Origin of the sequence: Caulobacter segnis, from assembly GCF_031454995.1 — a bacterium.
GTDB lineage: Bacteria > Pseudomonadota > Alphaproteobacteria > Caulobacterales > Caulobacteraceae > Caulobacter > Caulobacter segnis_E.
The window spans coordinates 126,595-140,734 of sequence record NZ_JAVDRV010000001.1; the positions used below are offsets into that span (position 1 = coordinate 126,595).

The window sequence follows — 14,140 nt, forward strand, 5'->3', positions numbered from 1 at the left end:
CCTTGCGGTCTTGGCGGGCGAGCAAGCCCCCGCGCCGGGTGGCGCGGGGGCGGGGTCGGCGTCAGCCTTCGGGGTTCCAGATCATGGCGTAGACGTTGTCGTCGTCCTGACCGGCGGCGCGGCCGAGATTGACCTTGTAGGCGCGCGGGCCAAGGTCGGGATGGGCCAGGGTCAGACTGACATACGTCTCGCCGGAGACCTGGCCGATGTTGTCCCAGCCGGCCCCGATCTCGACGCCCGAAGCCGTCACCCGGTAGTCGGGATGGGCGGGCGAGAGCTTGGCGCGGACGGGCACGACGTCGATCTCGGTGCGGATATTGAGGGTGTGGAGCGGGCCCCTGTAGGCGCCGGTTTCGGGGTTGAGGGTGAGGTAGCCCATGACGGTGGACATGGCGGAGTTCCTTCAAGGTCTTGGCGTCGGGGCCGATCCCCGGCGACCGGCGCCCCTGATGGACGGGCCGGACCGCCAGGACCCGGAGGCCTTGGCCGGAGGGCCGCAGCGCGGCGGAGGACCCGAGCGCGGGGCTTTTTTGAAAGCGAAGCGGCCGCGAGGAGCCGCGTCCCCTTGGGGGGCGCGGCGGGGAAAAAAGCCCCGCGCGACGGTTCTTGGCGGGCCGGGCCGTCCATAGGGTTCAAGCCATCGTCGTGGGTTCGTCGGCGACGTGGAGGCCGCGAAAGGACCCCGCCATGGCCGCTGTCGTGGGCTGCCCCGCCCTCAACCCCGAAGCCGGCGCCTACAGGGGCCCGCGCCGCGCGCGCGGCGGCCGCTTCAAATCCTAGGCCCCATCGGCGCCGAGCCCTCGCCCGCCTATCCTGGCGACCGGGTGAGCGCGTCGGCGCCGAGATCGGGGCCGGCTGGGACAACATCGGCCAGGTCTCCGGCGAGACGTATGTCAGCCTGACCCTGGCCCATCCCGACCTTGGCCCGCGCGCCTACAAGGTCAATCTCGGCCGCGCCGCCGGCCAGGACGACGACAACGTCCACGCCATGATCTGGAACTCCGCGGGCCGGCGGCGACCCGTCCCGGCGGAGCCCGGCGCGGGGCCTTGCTCGCCCGCCTCTTCGCCACGCCTAGCCCGCCCCCGCGCGTGGCGCGGGGGCGGGCTAGGCGGAGCGGGCCGCTCCAAGGTCACCAGGTTCATTCGGCCGCGAGGATGGCCGGGTTGGGATCGCACGTCAGGGCGACGTCCGGGACCGGGGCGGGCTCGACCGGGGGCCGTACGCGGCGCAGCAGCGGCGCGACGGCCTTGCCGCGTTCGGCCATCGGACAGGGCCGGCCGGTATAGGCCCCCGCCGGGAAGGTCAGCCACTTGGGCGTCCAGCGCTGAACCTTGGGCCGGTCGTTGGTCCCCTCCAGGAAGTCGCGGAGGATGGCCTTCTGGGTCTTGATCTTCTCGCCGACATTGCCGTCGGCGACCTTCTTGCCGCCGACCTCGGCGAGCATGGCGTTGATCGCCTCGCGGTCGCGGATCAGGTCGAAGAACGCCTGGTCGGGACTCCAGAAGGCGCCCATGTCCACCTTCAGGCAGAGTCCCGCCGCCTCGGCTTCCGCGCTTCCGGCGGCCAAGGTTTCGCCCATGACCACGGCGGCGAACGCCAGGACGTCGGCGTCGGGCAAGGACAGCAGCTTGGCGAAGAGCCCCGTCGCGCCGTCTGGACGCCGCGCGCCGACGATGTCGCCGTCGCCGGAGAGCCCGACGCGGGCGGCGACCGCCGCGCGCCTAGCGCGAAAAGCCGCCTCGCCGGGCGACGCCGCGAGGCTGGCGGCGATGGCCTCCGACGCGGCTTTGCGCGGATCGACCTTGGCCTGGACGTGGCGCGCCCCGGCCACGACGTGGGCGAGGAGCAGGCGCAGAGCCACGCCCGGATGGTCGGCGAGCACGGCCCGGACAGCGGCGTGGCGGTGCAGGTCGATATAGTTTTGCTGGGCGCTGGTGACCTCGGCCCGCTCCGAACCCGCGCTCGTCTCCCCCGCCTCGCCGCGCGCGGCCTTGGCGGCGGCGGCCTGGGCGCGCCTCACCTCCTTGGTCGACAGCCAGCCTTCATGCACGGTGACATCGCCGCGCGAATGGATGGCGATATAGACCTTGCCGCCCTCGGTTTTCGACGCGCGGACATGGTTGTAGGCGTCGAAGGGCTTGCCGATCTCCAGCACCTCGACCCCGCTCCAGCCGTCGGCCAAAAGCGCGTCGCGGCGGGCGGCCACCGCCGCGTTCTGATGGTGCCAGAAGAGGTCTGGCTCGGTGAAGTAGCTGTCCTCGCCAAAGAGGTCGCCCCGGATTTGACCCGGATAGTCATTGAGCGAAAAGAGCGCGCTCTTGGTCGCGATCGGCGCGCCGCCAAACAGCCAGGCCTTGAGCTGGGCGCCGGTGGGCGCGCGCTGGTCGGGATCGTCGAACAGCGCCAGCCATTCGCGCTGCTGGGCCTTGGTGGCCAGGGTCATCAGCCGCACGGTGGCGACCTCGATGGCCTCCTGGCGGTGGAGCGTGCGCAGGCGCGGCAGGAGATTGCCCAGCGCCAGGGTGCGCCGCACGACCGCGTCGCTCATGTGGAAGGTGGCGGCGATCTCCTCGGGCGTTCGGCCTTTCTTGATCAGCTTGGCGAAGGTCTCCCAGCAGGTGACCTCGTCGGGCGGCAGGTGCTGCAGGTTCTCGATTAGCGAGGCCTCGATGGCGGCGGCGTCATCGCCCGGCTCCAGGATGCCGATCGGCACTGGGTCGATATCGACGCCGGCCTTGATCGCGGCCATGGCGGCGAACCAGCGCCGCCGCCCGGCGACGATCTCGAAACGGCCAGGAACGACAGCGCCGTTTTCGACCTTCTCCAGGACGAGGAGGGCCAGGAGAACGCCGCGCTGGCGGATCGAGGCGTCGATGTCGCTCGTATCGGGCGCGGGGCGACCATGGCGCATGTTGAGCGGCGAGATGGTCATGTTGCGGGGGTCGGCGAAGGCGAGTTTCATGACAAAGGCTCCAGTCGGTAAGGAAAGCCGACCCCGCCGATGACGTCGCCCAAGGGCCGTTGAGGCCAGGGGCGAGGTCGGCGTTGCGCCGGGATTGGCGCGATCGACCAGCGGCGGGCGAACCCGACGCTGGAAGGGCGGGGTCAGGCGGCCTGGGACACAGCGAGGGGCGCGGCCAGCGCTTCTGTTTGGGCGGGCGGTGGCCCGGGGTCGGCCTGGAAGCTCAAGAGAAGGTCGGCGGCCTTGGAGGCCTGGGAAGCGGCGCGAAAGATGGCGCGATTATCCTCGCGCAGGGTCTCCAGCCACGCGCCCAGATAGTCGGCGTGGCGCACGGTGGGCGTGATCCCAAGGCTGGCGCAAACAAAGGCCGCGCCCAGTTCGGCGACCAACTCCTCGCGCCCATAGGCCTTGCCGCCATGGGGGCCGGACTGATCACGGGCCAGCCGCGAGGGATGCCCCGTCCAGTGCGTTAGCTCGTGGAAGGCGGTGCGGTAATAGTTGATCTGGTCGGTGAAGGCTGGTTGCGGCGGGACCCTCACGTAGTCGAGAGCCGGGGCGTAGTAGGCCCGCGCCCCGCCGATGCGGAAGTCCGCGCCCGTGGCGGCGATCAGCGCCTCGGCGACGGGAACGACCTGGCGTTCGGGGACCGGCGCCGGGTCCTTGTCGAGGCCTTCCAGCCCTTCGCATTGGGCGAGGTTGAAGACCTTGAAGCGCTTGAGGAAGGCGACTTGGCCGGGCTCATCGCCATCGCGGGCGGCGCGTTCCTGCTCGGCCTTGGGCGTGAAGCGGTCGGCGAAGACGACGGTGGTTCCATGCTCGCCGCGTCGCACCGCGCCCCCGGCGGCCAGGGCTTGGCGGAAGGTCACCCAGCCTTGCGAGGGATGGCCCTGCTCGATGACCGCGCCCCAGAGCAGCAGGATATTGACCCCCGAATAGCGGCGGCCGGTGAGCCCGTTGCGGGGCAAGGCCAGGGCCGGGCCTCGCGGCCGCCCCCAAGGCTGGACCCAGGGAAACCGGCCGGCCTCCAGCTGGGCGATGATCTTGCCGGTGACCTCGTCATAGAGACTGACGTCCGACCGGGCGGCGGAAGGCCGCCGAGACGGCGCGGCCTTGGTCGCGGACCGGCGGGAGGGAGCGGACGGGCGCATGAGCGAGCCTCCATCACCGCCCCAAAACCCCACGTCCTTTCCCCGGAAAGGGGGGTGGGCGGCGACGAAAGCCGGCTAGGCCCGCCGCAAGGCGGGGCGTCACCCGAAGGGCCGCAACGTGAGTGGAGGAGCCGGCCAAAGGCCGGCTTGGCGCCCCGTCGGGCGGGCCTAGACCGGCTCGCCGCCCACCCCGCTTGGAGGGGAAAGGAAAAGCAAGAGAGTCATCGCGCGCAGCGCGATGGCCTTATGCGGCGCCTCAGGTTGTCGCCCCCTCGCGCCCCCGGAAACACAGAGGCTGGAAGGGCCCGTCCCCCCGACGCCGTTTCCAATCTAGATCTTGGGTAATAGCCAATCGGCGCCAGCACGATCACCAGCGCTAACTCTGTGATCGATAGCGGCGCGATCGCGACGCCCAGACCTATCGGACCATCGTCAGCATCGCGGCGATACCACGATCGCCATTCGCGAATGGCGACGAACGCTTACAGGCGACGGACTGTTCGGCCGGTGACGTGGAGTCGCCAGCCGCCCAGGCCTACCAGCTGTAACGCAGCGTCGCCGTGACCGTCCGCGCCGCGCCGAAGTAGCAGCTGTTGTTGAACGGGCAGGCCGAGACATAGGTCTTGTCGAACAGGTTGGCCGCGTTCAGCGCGCCCTCCCAGCCCTTCAGACGCGCCGAGACCTGGCCCAGGTCATAGCCGATCAGCGCGTCCACCAGCACGAAGCCGTCCGTGCGGAAGCGCCGGAACTTCGTGACGTTATTGATCACGGCGTAGGTCGTCGTGCCGTCCGAACCGCCGACATAGCGAACGCCGGCGCCCAGCCGCAGGCCGGCCAGCGCCCCCGTCGCCCATCCGCCACGGCCGAAATCATACGAGACGAAGCTCGAGGCGCCCCACTCGGGAACGCCCAGTTGACGCGTGCCGGTCGTCGTGGGCGTGCCGCTATTGGTGGCGGTCGCCGCCACGGCGGGCGCGCCCTGGGTAATGATCGCGTCCGTATAGCTGACCGCGGCGACCACGCCGAGGCCGCGCGCGACCTCGCCGCGACCTTCCAGTTCGACGCCGCGCACCCGGACCTCGCCGATCTGCACCTGCGAGGTGCTGGGAATCCCATTCGTGCCGGCGAGCGGATCGGCGACCGGGACTTTCTGGCGCTCCAGTTCATAGGCGGCCAGGGTGAAGAGGGCGGACGTCCCCTTGGGCTGGTACTTCACGCCGCCCTCGATCTGTCGGCCGGTCACCGGCACGAAGGCCTCACCCTGCCAGGTGGTCCCCGCCTGCGGCTCGAACGATTCCGAATAGCTGACATAGGGCGCGAGGCCTTGACCCAGCTCATAGAGCGCGCCCAGCCGCATGGTGAAGGCGTTCTGCTTAAGCGTGCTGCTGGTTGCGGTCTTCTTGTTGTCGGTGACTTGCTCGTACCAGTCGTAGCGGCCGCTGGCGATCAGCCGCAGCCGACCGATCGACATCTGGTCCTGAGCGTAGAGGCCCTTCTGCTCGCGCCGAGTGTAGGTGTTCACATAGGCCGACGACAGTGTCTTCAGATCGAAGCTAGGCAGGGTCCCGCCATAGGTCGGGGCGAACAGGCTCAGGTTCGGGATGCTGGTCTGCGGGTTGCTGGTCTGGCCCGTGTTGAACTGCTGGAAGTTCTCGCCGGTGATCCGTTGATAGTCGAAACCGGCCAGCACCTGGTGCTTGACGACGCCAGTCGAGAATTGGCCGCTCAGCTGGTTGTCCAGCGTCAGGGTGTTGAAGTCCTCGTCCGCGCCGCCGCCGCCGCGGATGATGGTCGAATAGTCGGTGTTGCGGTTCGCGCCCGTCCCGGTCGTGGCGAAACCGGCGACATACAGCTGGCGATACGACAGCGTGTTGTTCTGGAAGCGGGCGTTGGAGCGGAAGGTCAGGTGCTCGTTGAGGTCGCGGCGGAAGAAGGCCGCCAGCGACTTGGCCTTGTGGTCGTAGCGCTCATAGCCTGGATCGCCGGTGTTGATGTCGCGCGGCAGCTTGCCGAACGGGTTGGCCAGCACCGAGCCATAGGCCGAAACCCCGGAATAGCCGCCGCCGCTGGGCGATTCCTGATAGGCCGCCACCAGGGTCAGGCTGGTGTCGGCGGTGGGCTCGAAGGTCACCATCGGACTGACGTGGAAGCGTTCGCTGAACGTCCCCTGGGTCAGGCCGTCGCCCTTTTGCCAGCCCGCGACCAGGCGGCCCAGCCACTTGCCCTGGCTGTCCAGCGGCGTGTTGAGGTCCGCCGCCACGCGCCGCGTATCGTAGTTGCCCAGCTGGCCCTCCACGCGGCCAAACCGGCCCTCCTCGGGCATCTTACTGGCCAGGTTGACCAGGCCGCCCGGCGTGGCGTTGCCGTAAAGCACCGAGGCGGGGCCCTTGACGATGTCGATATGGTCGATGCGATTGAAGTCGATCTGCGGCGTCGAGTACGGCCCAGCGATCAGACGCATGCCATCCAGGAAGACGCCCGGCGCGAAGCCCCGGATCACCAACTGGTCATAGCGGGTGACCATGCCGCCGCGCTGATTGGGGGCGACGCCGGCGACAAAACCCAGCGCCTGGTTGATCGACTGCACGTTGCGGCGCGACAACTCCGCGCCGTCGATCACGGTGATGCTCTGGGGCGTCTCGATCAGCGGCGTCTCGGTCTTGGTCCCGGCGGCGGCGCGACGCGCCTTCAGGCCGGTGATCTCAACCCTCTCGACGGCGTTTGGATCGCCGTCGGCCTCATCCGCCCCGGCCGCGCCGACGCACAGCCCCTGCAACGCGGCGGCGGCGGCCAACGTGATGGCCAGCCCTTTCCAGGCCTCCCGGCCGGCGGTCGCGCCGCGCGCGGACTTAGAACGGATGATCATGAACGCCCCTTACAGAGTATATTAAGATTGCGAATTAGTTGCAACTATAGAGGCGAGCCGTTAAACGCAAGCCAGCTTCTGGAGGGCGCGTGAGTCACGATCGACAGCCGAGAAAGACCGGCGCCTGGCCTGGCGCGGCGCGGATGACCGCGCGTGGACTCACCGCCTTGGTGGGCGGGTACGCGGCCGCCGCGGCCTTGTCCTCGCTGCTGGCCAGGCTGTTGCCCGGACCGCCCGCCGAGGCCTCGGCCTGGGGCATGATCGTGTCGTTCCCGCTGCTGGCCGGGCTCGGCCTGTGGGCTTTCCACGCGCGTCGGCTGGTCCATGTGGCGGCCGTGCTGTGGGGCGCGGCGCTGCTGGCCGGCGGCGCGGTTCTGCTGCTCGGAGTCAGGCCTTGAACATCAGGTGGAACCCGAATGAGAGCTCCCCGACCGTCCGGGGTCTTCGCCAGTCGATGGCCTGGATTCACGCTTGGCTCGGCTTGCTGGCGGGCTGGATCCTGTTCGCCATGTTCCTGACCGGCACGGCCAGCTACTTCCGGCCGGAGATCACCCGCTGGATGCAGCCCGAGTTGCGCTCGACCCGCGCCTCCGCCGAGCAGGCAGCCCAAGCGGCCATCAACCACCTGCAGGCGACCTCGCCGGGCGACCAGCAGTGGTTCATCTATCTGCCCGATGAGCGCACCGGGGTGACCCGGGTCTTCGCCCGCGCCAAGCCCAACCCCGCCAAGCCAGCGCCGCGTCGTCCCGAACTGAAGCTAGACCCGTTCACTGGTCAGCCGTTGACGGCCCGTGACACCAAGGGCGGCGAGCACTTCTACCGGTTCCACTTCCAACTCCAACTGCCCCATCCGTGGGGGCGGTGGCTGGCCGGGGTCTGCGCGATCTTCATGCTCGCGGCGATCATCTCCGGCGTGATCACCCACAAGCGCATCTTCGCGGACTTCTTCACCCTGCGCTGGCGCAAGGGCCAGCGCAGCTGGCTGGACGCGCACAACGCCTCGGCGGTGCTGGCCCTGCCGTTTCATGCCATGATCACCTACACGGGCCTGATCACATTGGTGGCGATGTACATGCCCTGGCCCGCCCAGGCGAACTTCAAGCGGTTCGAGGATTTCACGGCCGCGGCCTACGGCGCGCCGGCGGAAGGCAAGGCGTCGGGGCAGGCCGCGCCGCTGCGACCGGTGGGTCCGATGATCCAAGCCGCCGCGCGCGCCTGGGGCGGCGATCGGCCCCGCACCATCGTGATCCGCAATCCAAACGACGCGGCCGCCACGGTGACGGTTCTGCGCACCACGGCCAGCCGTCTGAACGCGCGGCCGGACTCGATCACCTTCTCAGGCGCGAGCGGCCAACAGCTCTCAAAATCGCCACCGCCCGGCCCGGCCATATCCACCGCCGGCGTCATGCTGGGTCTGCACCTTGGTCACTTCGCCGACCCCGCCCTGCGGTGGATCTGCTTCCTTCTGGGCTTGACCGGCGCGGCGATGGTCGGGACCGGCCAGGTCCTATGGGTGGTCAAGCGCCGCAAGGCGAACAATTCGCCTTTCTTCGGGCTGCGCCTGGTCGAACGCCTGAACATCGGCGCCATCGCCTGCCTGCCGGCGGGCATGGCCGCCTTCCTGCTGGCCAACCGCCTGATCCCCGCCGACTTGCCGGGTCGAGCGAACCTTGAAGTCTCGGCCATGTTCTGGACCTGGTTCGGCCTGGCGGCGCTTTCGCTGCTACGCCCCGCCCGTCGCGCCTGGATCGAGACCCTGGGGCTGGCGGCCGTCGCCTTCGCCGCGATTCCGGTCGTCAACGCCATGACCACCGATCGCGGACTGGTCGCCAGCCTGGCCGCCGCCGACTGGCTGTTCGTCGGCTTCGACCTGGCCATGCTGGCCGTCGCCGCGCTCTGCGGCTTCGGCGCGCTGAAGGCCGCCCGCAAACAGGAGCCGCGCTCCTTCGCGCCCGCTCGCCAGGTCCGAGCCGCGACGCCCAAGCCCGCGCCCGTTCGAGAGAACGCCGATGCCGTATGAGAGTGGCCTGATCAGCTACGCCGCCTTCGCCAGCCTGGCCCTGGCTATGAAGAAACACGGGAGCAGCCTGGGTTGGAGCGCCCTGCCCCCGCCGCGGGTTCTCCGGATACTGGGCTGGGCGCTGATGGCGCTGTCGGCCATGGCCGCCGTCGCGCGCTTGGGCCTGGCCTTGGGCGTCACCGCCTGGTTCGCCCAGATGTGCGTGGCCGCGCCGCTGCTGGTGCTGGTGCTGTCATGGCGGCCGAAGCTGTCGGCGATCCTGGCCGGCGTTGGCCTCGTCTGCGCCGTCCTCATCGTGATGCTCTGATCCCGACGTCCTAATCGCCAGCTTGGCGGCAAACCTCGCCATCACAAGCCTATCTGATCAACGCCTCCGGCGAGACCGACGGGCGGGAGATCAATCTGGACCTTGCGGTGGGGTCCGAGCCGATCGAGCGGCTGTCGGTCGGGGTGGCCGCTGGCCTGTCGTGGAAAGACGAGGCGCTGACCTCCTGACTGTACGGCCTGAGCGTGAAAGAGATCGGGGCGACAGGGGCCTTTGAATTTGGCCGCTCACCCCTGCCCCGTCGGGCGGCGCCTCGCTCGGCGTTCAGATCCGGCGCCAGCTCAGCTTTGGAGTTGACGCCTTAAGCTAGACCGCGCGCCAGCGACCTTGACCTTACGTTTCAAGCGCATCAGCGCGCGCGGCTTGCCCTGGAGAAACTCCAAAGGCGCGACGGTAAAGTCGCGCGAAGTGACTGAGATTGACGTAGCCGACCTGCAGCGCCGCGTCGGTGACGGTGACGCCTCGCTCGATCAGGAGCGTTCGGGCGGTCCATAGCCTCTGGTCTTGCAGGTAGCCGATCACCCCAACGCCAAAAAGTTGGCGGAACCCCTGTTTCAGAGTCTTTTCGCCAAGACCGACGCGGCGGGCCAGGGCGGCGATGGTCCAAGGATGGGCGAGATCGGCCCGCAGCAGCGCGGCGGCCTGCTCGACCTGACGTCGCCGGCGCGTATCGAGTCCTTCCTGGCGGACAGCCTCCCGCGGCGCGATCATTTCCATCGAGAGCATCAGGAACTCAAGGGCGCGCGCATCCAGCAGCAAATCATCGACATGATCGCCGCGCGCGATGGCGTGCAACTGCTCGCCGACCTGAGCCAAGGCGGGCGTCACGGGCGCGGCGGCGACCCATATCCCGGGCCTGGACATGCAGTGGCGCGGATGGCGGGCGTCCAGCGCCATCAGGTCTTCAAGCCGTCCGAGACGGTCCAGAAAGGCGTGTGAAATCCGCAACTCAACAAGTCGATAGCGCGACCCGCCGGGCGCGGTCGAGCGGCCCTTCAACGTCCGCGTCGAGAAACTGGCGTACCAGGTCATGGGGCCATAGCCGACACCGAGGTCCGGGCCGTCGGCGTCTCCGAGGATGACGCCCTCCCCTCGCCCTTCGAACATCAAGGTCAAGGCCAGGCAAGGCTCGGACTGTATCTCCTGGGCGCTAGCCTCCAGCACCTCGACATCATGCGCCAGCACGTCGAGCCCCTCGCGGGCGGCGAAGCGTCGGCTAAAGCCGGCGACCGGAATCCGCTCCGCGAAGTACTGCGCCGCGGGCATGCCCACGCACGCGGCAAGATCCCGCGCCGCATATTGAGCAAGGCGCCGCTCGCGAAGCTGAAAACGGCGAGGCAAGGCCGGTTGGGCGGCGTCAGTGAGCATGAGCGATCCTATTTGCGAATAGTTCTCAAAGTCAATTAATCCCCGATCGCGGTTGTCGGCGCCCCGATCCCGTTAGCCCCCTCCCGTGCGCGGGCTTAAGCGCGGCCCTACGAGAAAGGCGCGCTGTCGGGGCGACGCCGGTCACCAGGAATGCGATATGACGTCGATCAAGCTCTGGCTGCTGAGCGCCAGCCTTTTGACGGGCCTTGGCGCCCAGGCCCATGCGGAAGCCGACACCGGCTTCCAGTCCGAGACGCTGATCGTCACCGCCAGCAAGCGGGCCCAGAGCCTTGAGTCGCTGAATGGCCAGGCCGTGGTGATGCGGGGTGACGACATCGGCCTGTCTCGCGCCACCTCGGTCGATCAGCTGGGCGGGGTTATTGGCGACTTGACCGTTCGCCAGCGGGCCAGCAAGACCTATCTGAGCCTCACCCTGCGGGGCCAGTCGTCGGTCGACTTCTACAATCCCACCGTCCAGATCTATCTGGATGGAGTCCCTCAGGACCAGGCGACGTTCGGCCAAGCCCTGCCGCTGAATCTGCGGCAGGTCGAGGTCTTGTACGGCCCGCAGAGCACGCTCTATGGCCGGGGCGCGATGGGCGGGGTCATCAGCCTGGTCTCCAGCCCGCCGGACGGTCATACCGCCATCGCTCAGGGCGAGGTCGCCTCGCGTCTGCGCGCTGGATCCGCCCTGGCCAGCGCCACCTTGGGCGCCTCGACCTTTCTGGAGCTTTCGGCCGGCTATCGCGAGGAGGACGGCGAGTATCGTAGCCCGACGGACGGCTCGCGCCTGGGCGACAGCCGAAGCGTCAGTGGCCGCGCCCGCCTTCGCTTCGCCCCAGAAAGCGGCCCCGTCAGCGCGCTGCTGACCCTCTCGCGCATGGATGTCCGCTCCACCGAGGAACAGTACGTCCTGGCCTCCGACCAGGCGACCCGCACCGCCTATCCGGCCGACAGCCGCCACCGGCTGACCCATGACCTGGCCAGCCTGCGCCTGGATGCGGACCTTGGGCGGGCCAAGCTGACCTCGGTGACGGCCTACCAGGACCGCGACTACCAGCGCACTGTGCTCAGCACCTTGAGCCCCGAGACCCAGAAGACCCTCACCCAGGAGCTAAGGCTCAGCGACGATACGGCGATCGGCGGCGCGCTGTCCTACGTGGCGGGCCTGGCCTTCGAGCATACCGATTTCACCTTCGCCCGCCCCCAATACGCCCAGAGCGCGGCCCAGACGCTGAAGACCTACGCCGCGTTCGGCGAGGCGACCTACAAGCTGTCCGCACGCCTGGACATCACCGGCGGCCTGCGCCTGGACCAGCACAGCGTCGAGGCCACGGCCGGCCAGGGCGCTCTGATCCTGCAAAGCGACAAGGACTTCCACAGCGTCTCGCCCAAACTGGCGATCGGCTATCAGTTGCGCGAGGACACGCGGCTCTACGCCCAAGCCAGCAGCGGCTATAAGGCGGGGGGCTTCAGCCGGTTCGTCACGCCCGCGACGGTCGGCTTTTCCTACAAGCCCGAAAAGCTATGGAACCTCGAAGCGGGCTTGCGCGCCCGTCGGCTGGAGGGCCGGCTGCGCTTCACCGCCGCGGCCTATTTCACGCGCAGCGACGACTATCAGTACTATGTCGGCTTCGCCCCCAGTCAGTACCTGAGCAACGTTGGCAAGGTGGAGTCCAAGGGCGCCGAGGCGCGGCTGGACTGGGACGTGGACGCCGCCTGGCGGCTCGAGACGCGGGTCGCCTACAACAAGGCCAAGTTCACCGACTATCATAACGCCACCAATCCAACCGCGAACCTGACGGGCAATATCCTGCCCTATGCGCCAGGCTGGACAGGACGGGCGGCGCTCACGCGGCGCGTGGCCCTGCCCGGCGAGCTTGGCGGGCTAGAGGCGCAGGTCGGCGTGAGCTATTCGGGCCGTTCCTGGTTCGAGGAAACCAACATGCTTGGCCAGGCCGCCTTCGCGCTCTACGACGCGCGCCTCTCTTGGCGGCCGACGGACCGCTGGAGTCTCGACCTCTACGGCGAGAACCTGGGTGACACGCTCTATGCGCCCTATGGCGTGGCCTTCGCCCCCGGGGTCAATGTCTATCAGGCGGGACCCAGCCGCCAGGTCGGCCTGCGCGTCCGCGCGTCGTATTGAGGCCCGCCATGCGTTTCTGGATCTGGGCGCACAAGTGGTCGAGCCTCATCTGCACCGCCTTCCTGCTGGTGCTCTGCGTAACCGGTTTGCCCTTGATCTTCCGGGGCGAGATCGACCACGCCTTGGGGTATGGCGCCGGCGGTCAAGCCACGGCCAGGCCGGCCCCGCTGGCGGCGATCGAGGCGGCCGCCCAGGTCGCTCGGCCGCTTGGCAAGATCCACTTCCTGGTCTGGGAGCCCGACAAACCCGGCGTGATCACCCTGTCGATCGCGCCGCCGGGCGCCAAATCCTTCTTTGAAAATGAGAACGTGCTCGTTGACGCCGCCACGGCCAGCCCGCCATCGGGGGGGGACCGCGCCAGCCCCACCCAGTGGCTGATCGATCTGCACGGGACCCTGTTGCTTGGACCGATGGGGCCACTGGTGCTGGGCGTTCCCGCCGTCCTGTTCATCGTGGCCCTAGTCTCGGGGATCGTCATCTACGGTCCCTTCGCGCGCAAGGCGGGCTTCGCTCGCGTCCGCGTCGGCAGGACGAAGCGCACGGCATGGCTGGACCTGCACAACATGCTGGGCGCGGTGATCATGGCCTGGATGCTGGTGGTCGGTGCCACCGGCCTGATCAATACCTGGGGCGCCTCGATCATCCAGTTCTGGCAGATGAGCGAGCTTTCGACCTACGCCCAGCGCGGATCGCCGCCGACAGGCAAGACGGCGTCGATAGACGCGATCGTCGCCGCGGGGCGCGCCCGCTTTCCCGACTACCAGCCCTACTTCGTCGCCTATCCGGGCTCGTTGATGGCGGGCGAACGGTTCCACGCGCTGTATCTGCGGGGCCCCGACGGTCTGAAGGAGCACATCTTCCAGCCGGTCCTGGTCGACAGCGTCACCGCTCGCGTGATCGGCGCGCCTCGGCCGCCCTGGTACATTTCCGCGCTCGCCCTCTCCCAGCCGCTGCACTTTGGCGACTATGGCGGCATGCTGCTGAAGATTATGTGGGCGCTGCTGGATTTGGCGACCATCGCCGTGCTGATCAGCGGCCTGAAGCTGACCTTCTCCAAGGGCGGCAAGCGCCCGCGCGACATCGGCCCCGAGGTCCCCGCATGAAAACACCCCTCCTATTGGCCGCCCTTCTGGCGATCGCCATACTCGCCGGGCTTATCCTGGCGCTGCTTGGCGACGGAGCCTGGGATGTCGTCGCCTATGTCCTGATCGCTCCGGCCCTGCTTGTTGTCGCCCAAATTTCGATAAGGGCGATGCGCCATTGAGCAGACATTGTCCCCGTCAAGAATGAGACGTTCCACTCTG

At 68.6% G+C, this 14,140-nt stretch carries 11 protein-coding genes and 1 pseudogene; 7 read left to right on the forward strand and 5 right to left on the reverse strand.

What is annotated here, in order from left to right; translation table 11 throughout:
• Positions 1-61 precede the first annotated feature (61 nt).
• Entirely contained in the window at positions 62-391 is a 330-nt protein-coding gene (locus J2728_RS00655; protein ID WP_309995135.1) for a DUF736 domain-containing protein, read from the reverse strand.
• On the opposite strand from J2728_RS00655, the pseudogene J2728_RS00660 reads away from it, so the two are divergent.
• Positions 326-940: pseudogene (locus J2728_RS00660) on the forward strand (hypothetical protein); the annotation flags it as partial. The gene J2728_RS00655 and the pseudogene J2728_RS00660 sit on opposite strands and share 66 nt — an antisense overlap.
• Positions 941-1,139: 199 nt before the next feature.
• Here J2728_RS00660 and J2728_RS00665 read toward each other — a convergent pair.
• The 3 genes from J2728_RS00665 to J2728_RS00675 form a co-directional block, all read right to left on the reverse strand.
• Positions 1,140-2,963, reverse strand: coding sequence for a ParB/RepB/Spo0J family partition protein (locus J2728_RS00665; RefSeq protein ID WP_309995137.1), 1,824 nt, complete (start codon positions 2,961-2,963; stop codon positions 1,140-1,142).
• Between the two features lie 143 nt (positions 2,964-3,106).
• Positions 3,107-4,111, reverse strand: a complete 1,005-nt coding sequence (locus J2728_RS00670; protein WP_309995140.1) for an ArdC family protein — start codon at positions 4,109-4,111, stop codon at positions 3,107-3,109.
• 535 nt (positions 4,112-4,646) lie between these two features.
• The gene (locus J2728_RS00675; RefSeq protein WP_309995142.1) at positions 4,647-6,977 is read right to left on the reverse strand and encodes a TonB-dependent siderophore receptor; all 2,331 of its coding nucleotides are present in this window, start codon (positions 6,975-6,977) and stop codon (positions 4,647-4,649) included.
• Positions 6,978-7,066: 89 nt separating this feature from the next.
• Between J2728_RS00675 and J2728_RS00680 the strand changes: the two genes are divergently transcribed.
• Genes J2728_RS00680 through J2728_RS00690 form a run of 3 tightly spaced genes read left to right on the forward strand, consistent with a single transcriptional unit; the run spans position 7,067 to position 9,304 of the window.
• Positions 7,067-7,375 (forward strand): hypothetical protein, encoded by a 309-nt coding sequence (locus J2728_RS00680; protein WP_309995144.1) that lies wholly within the window; start codon positions 7,067-7,069, stop codon positions 7,373-7,375.
• Positions 7,372-8,997, forward strand: a complete 1,626-nt coding sequence (locus tag J2728_RS00685) for a PepSY-associated TM helix domain-containing protein (RefSeq protein WP_309995145.1) — start codon at positions 7,372-7,374, stop codon at positions 8,995-8,997. Before J2728_RS00680 ends, J2728_RS00685 begins: the two co-directional genes overlap by 4 nt.
• Positions 8,987-9,304 (forward strand): DUF3325 domain-containing protein, encoded by a 318-nt coding sequence (locus J2728_RS00690; RefSeq protein WP_309995147.1) that lies wholly within the window; start codon positions 8,987-8,989, stop codon positions 9,302-9,304. Before J2728_RS00685 ends, J2728_RS00690 begins: the two co-directional genes overlap by 11 nt.
• 351 nt (positions 9,305-9,655) lie before the next feature.
• Here the strand turns inward: J2728_RS00690 and J2728_RS00695 are convergent, their stop codons facing one another.
• Complete coding sequence (locus J2728_RS00695; protein ID WP_309995149.1) at positions 9,656-10,690, reverse strand: helix-turn-helix transcriptional regulator; 1,035 nt, start codon at positions 10,688-10,690, stop codon at positions 9,656-9,658.
• Positions 10,691-10,847: 157 nt separating this feature from the next.
• Here J2728_RS00695 and J2728_RS00700 point away from each other — a divergent pair, with 157 nt between their 5' ends.
• The 3 genes from J2728_RS00700 to J2728_RS00710 are packed head-to-tail and all read left to right on the forward strand — an operon-like array spanning position 10,848 to position 14,100.
• Positions 10,848-12,836 carry a TonB-dependent receptor gene (locus tag J2728_RS00700; protein ID WP_309995151.1) on the forward strand — a complete coding sequence of 663 codons (1,989 nt, stop codon included), beginning with the start codon at positions 10,848-10,850 and terminating at the stop codon, positions 12,834-12,836.
• Positions 12,837-12,844: 8 nt separating this feature from the next.
• On the forward strand, positions 12,845-13,939 hold the full coding sequence (locus J2728_RS00705; RefSeq protein WP_309995153.1) for a PepSY-associated TM helix domain-containing protein: 1,095 nt from the start codon (positions 12,845-12,847) through the stop codon (positions 13,937-13,939).
• 14 nt (positions 13,940-13,953) lie between these two features.
• Positions 13,954-14,100, forward strand: a complete 147-nt coding sequence (locus tag J2728_RS00710) for a hypothetical protein (protein WP_309995155.1) — start codon at positions 13,954-13,956, stop codon at positions 14,098-14,100.
• The last annotated feature ends 40 nt before the right edge of the window (positions 14,101-14,140 follow it).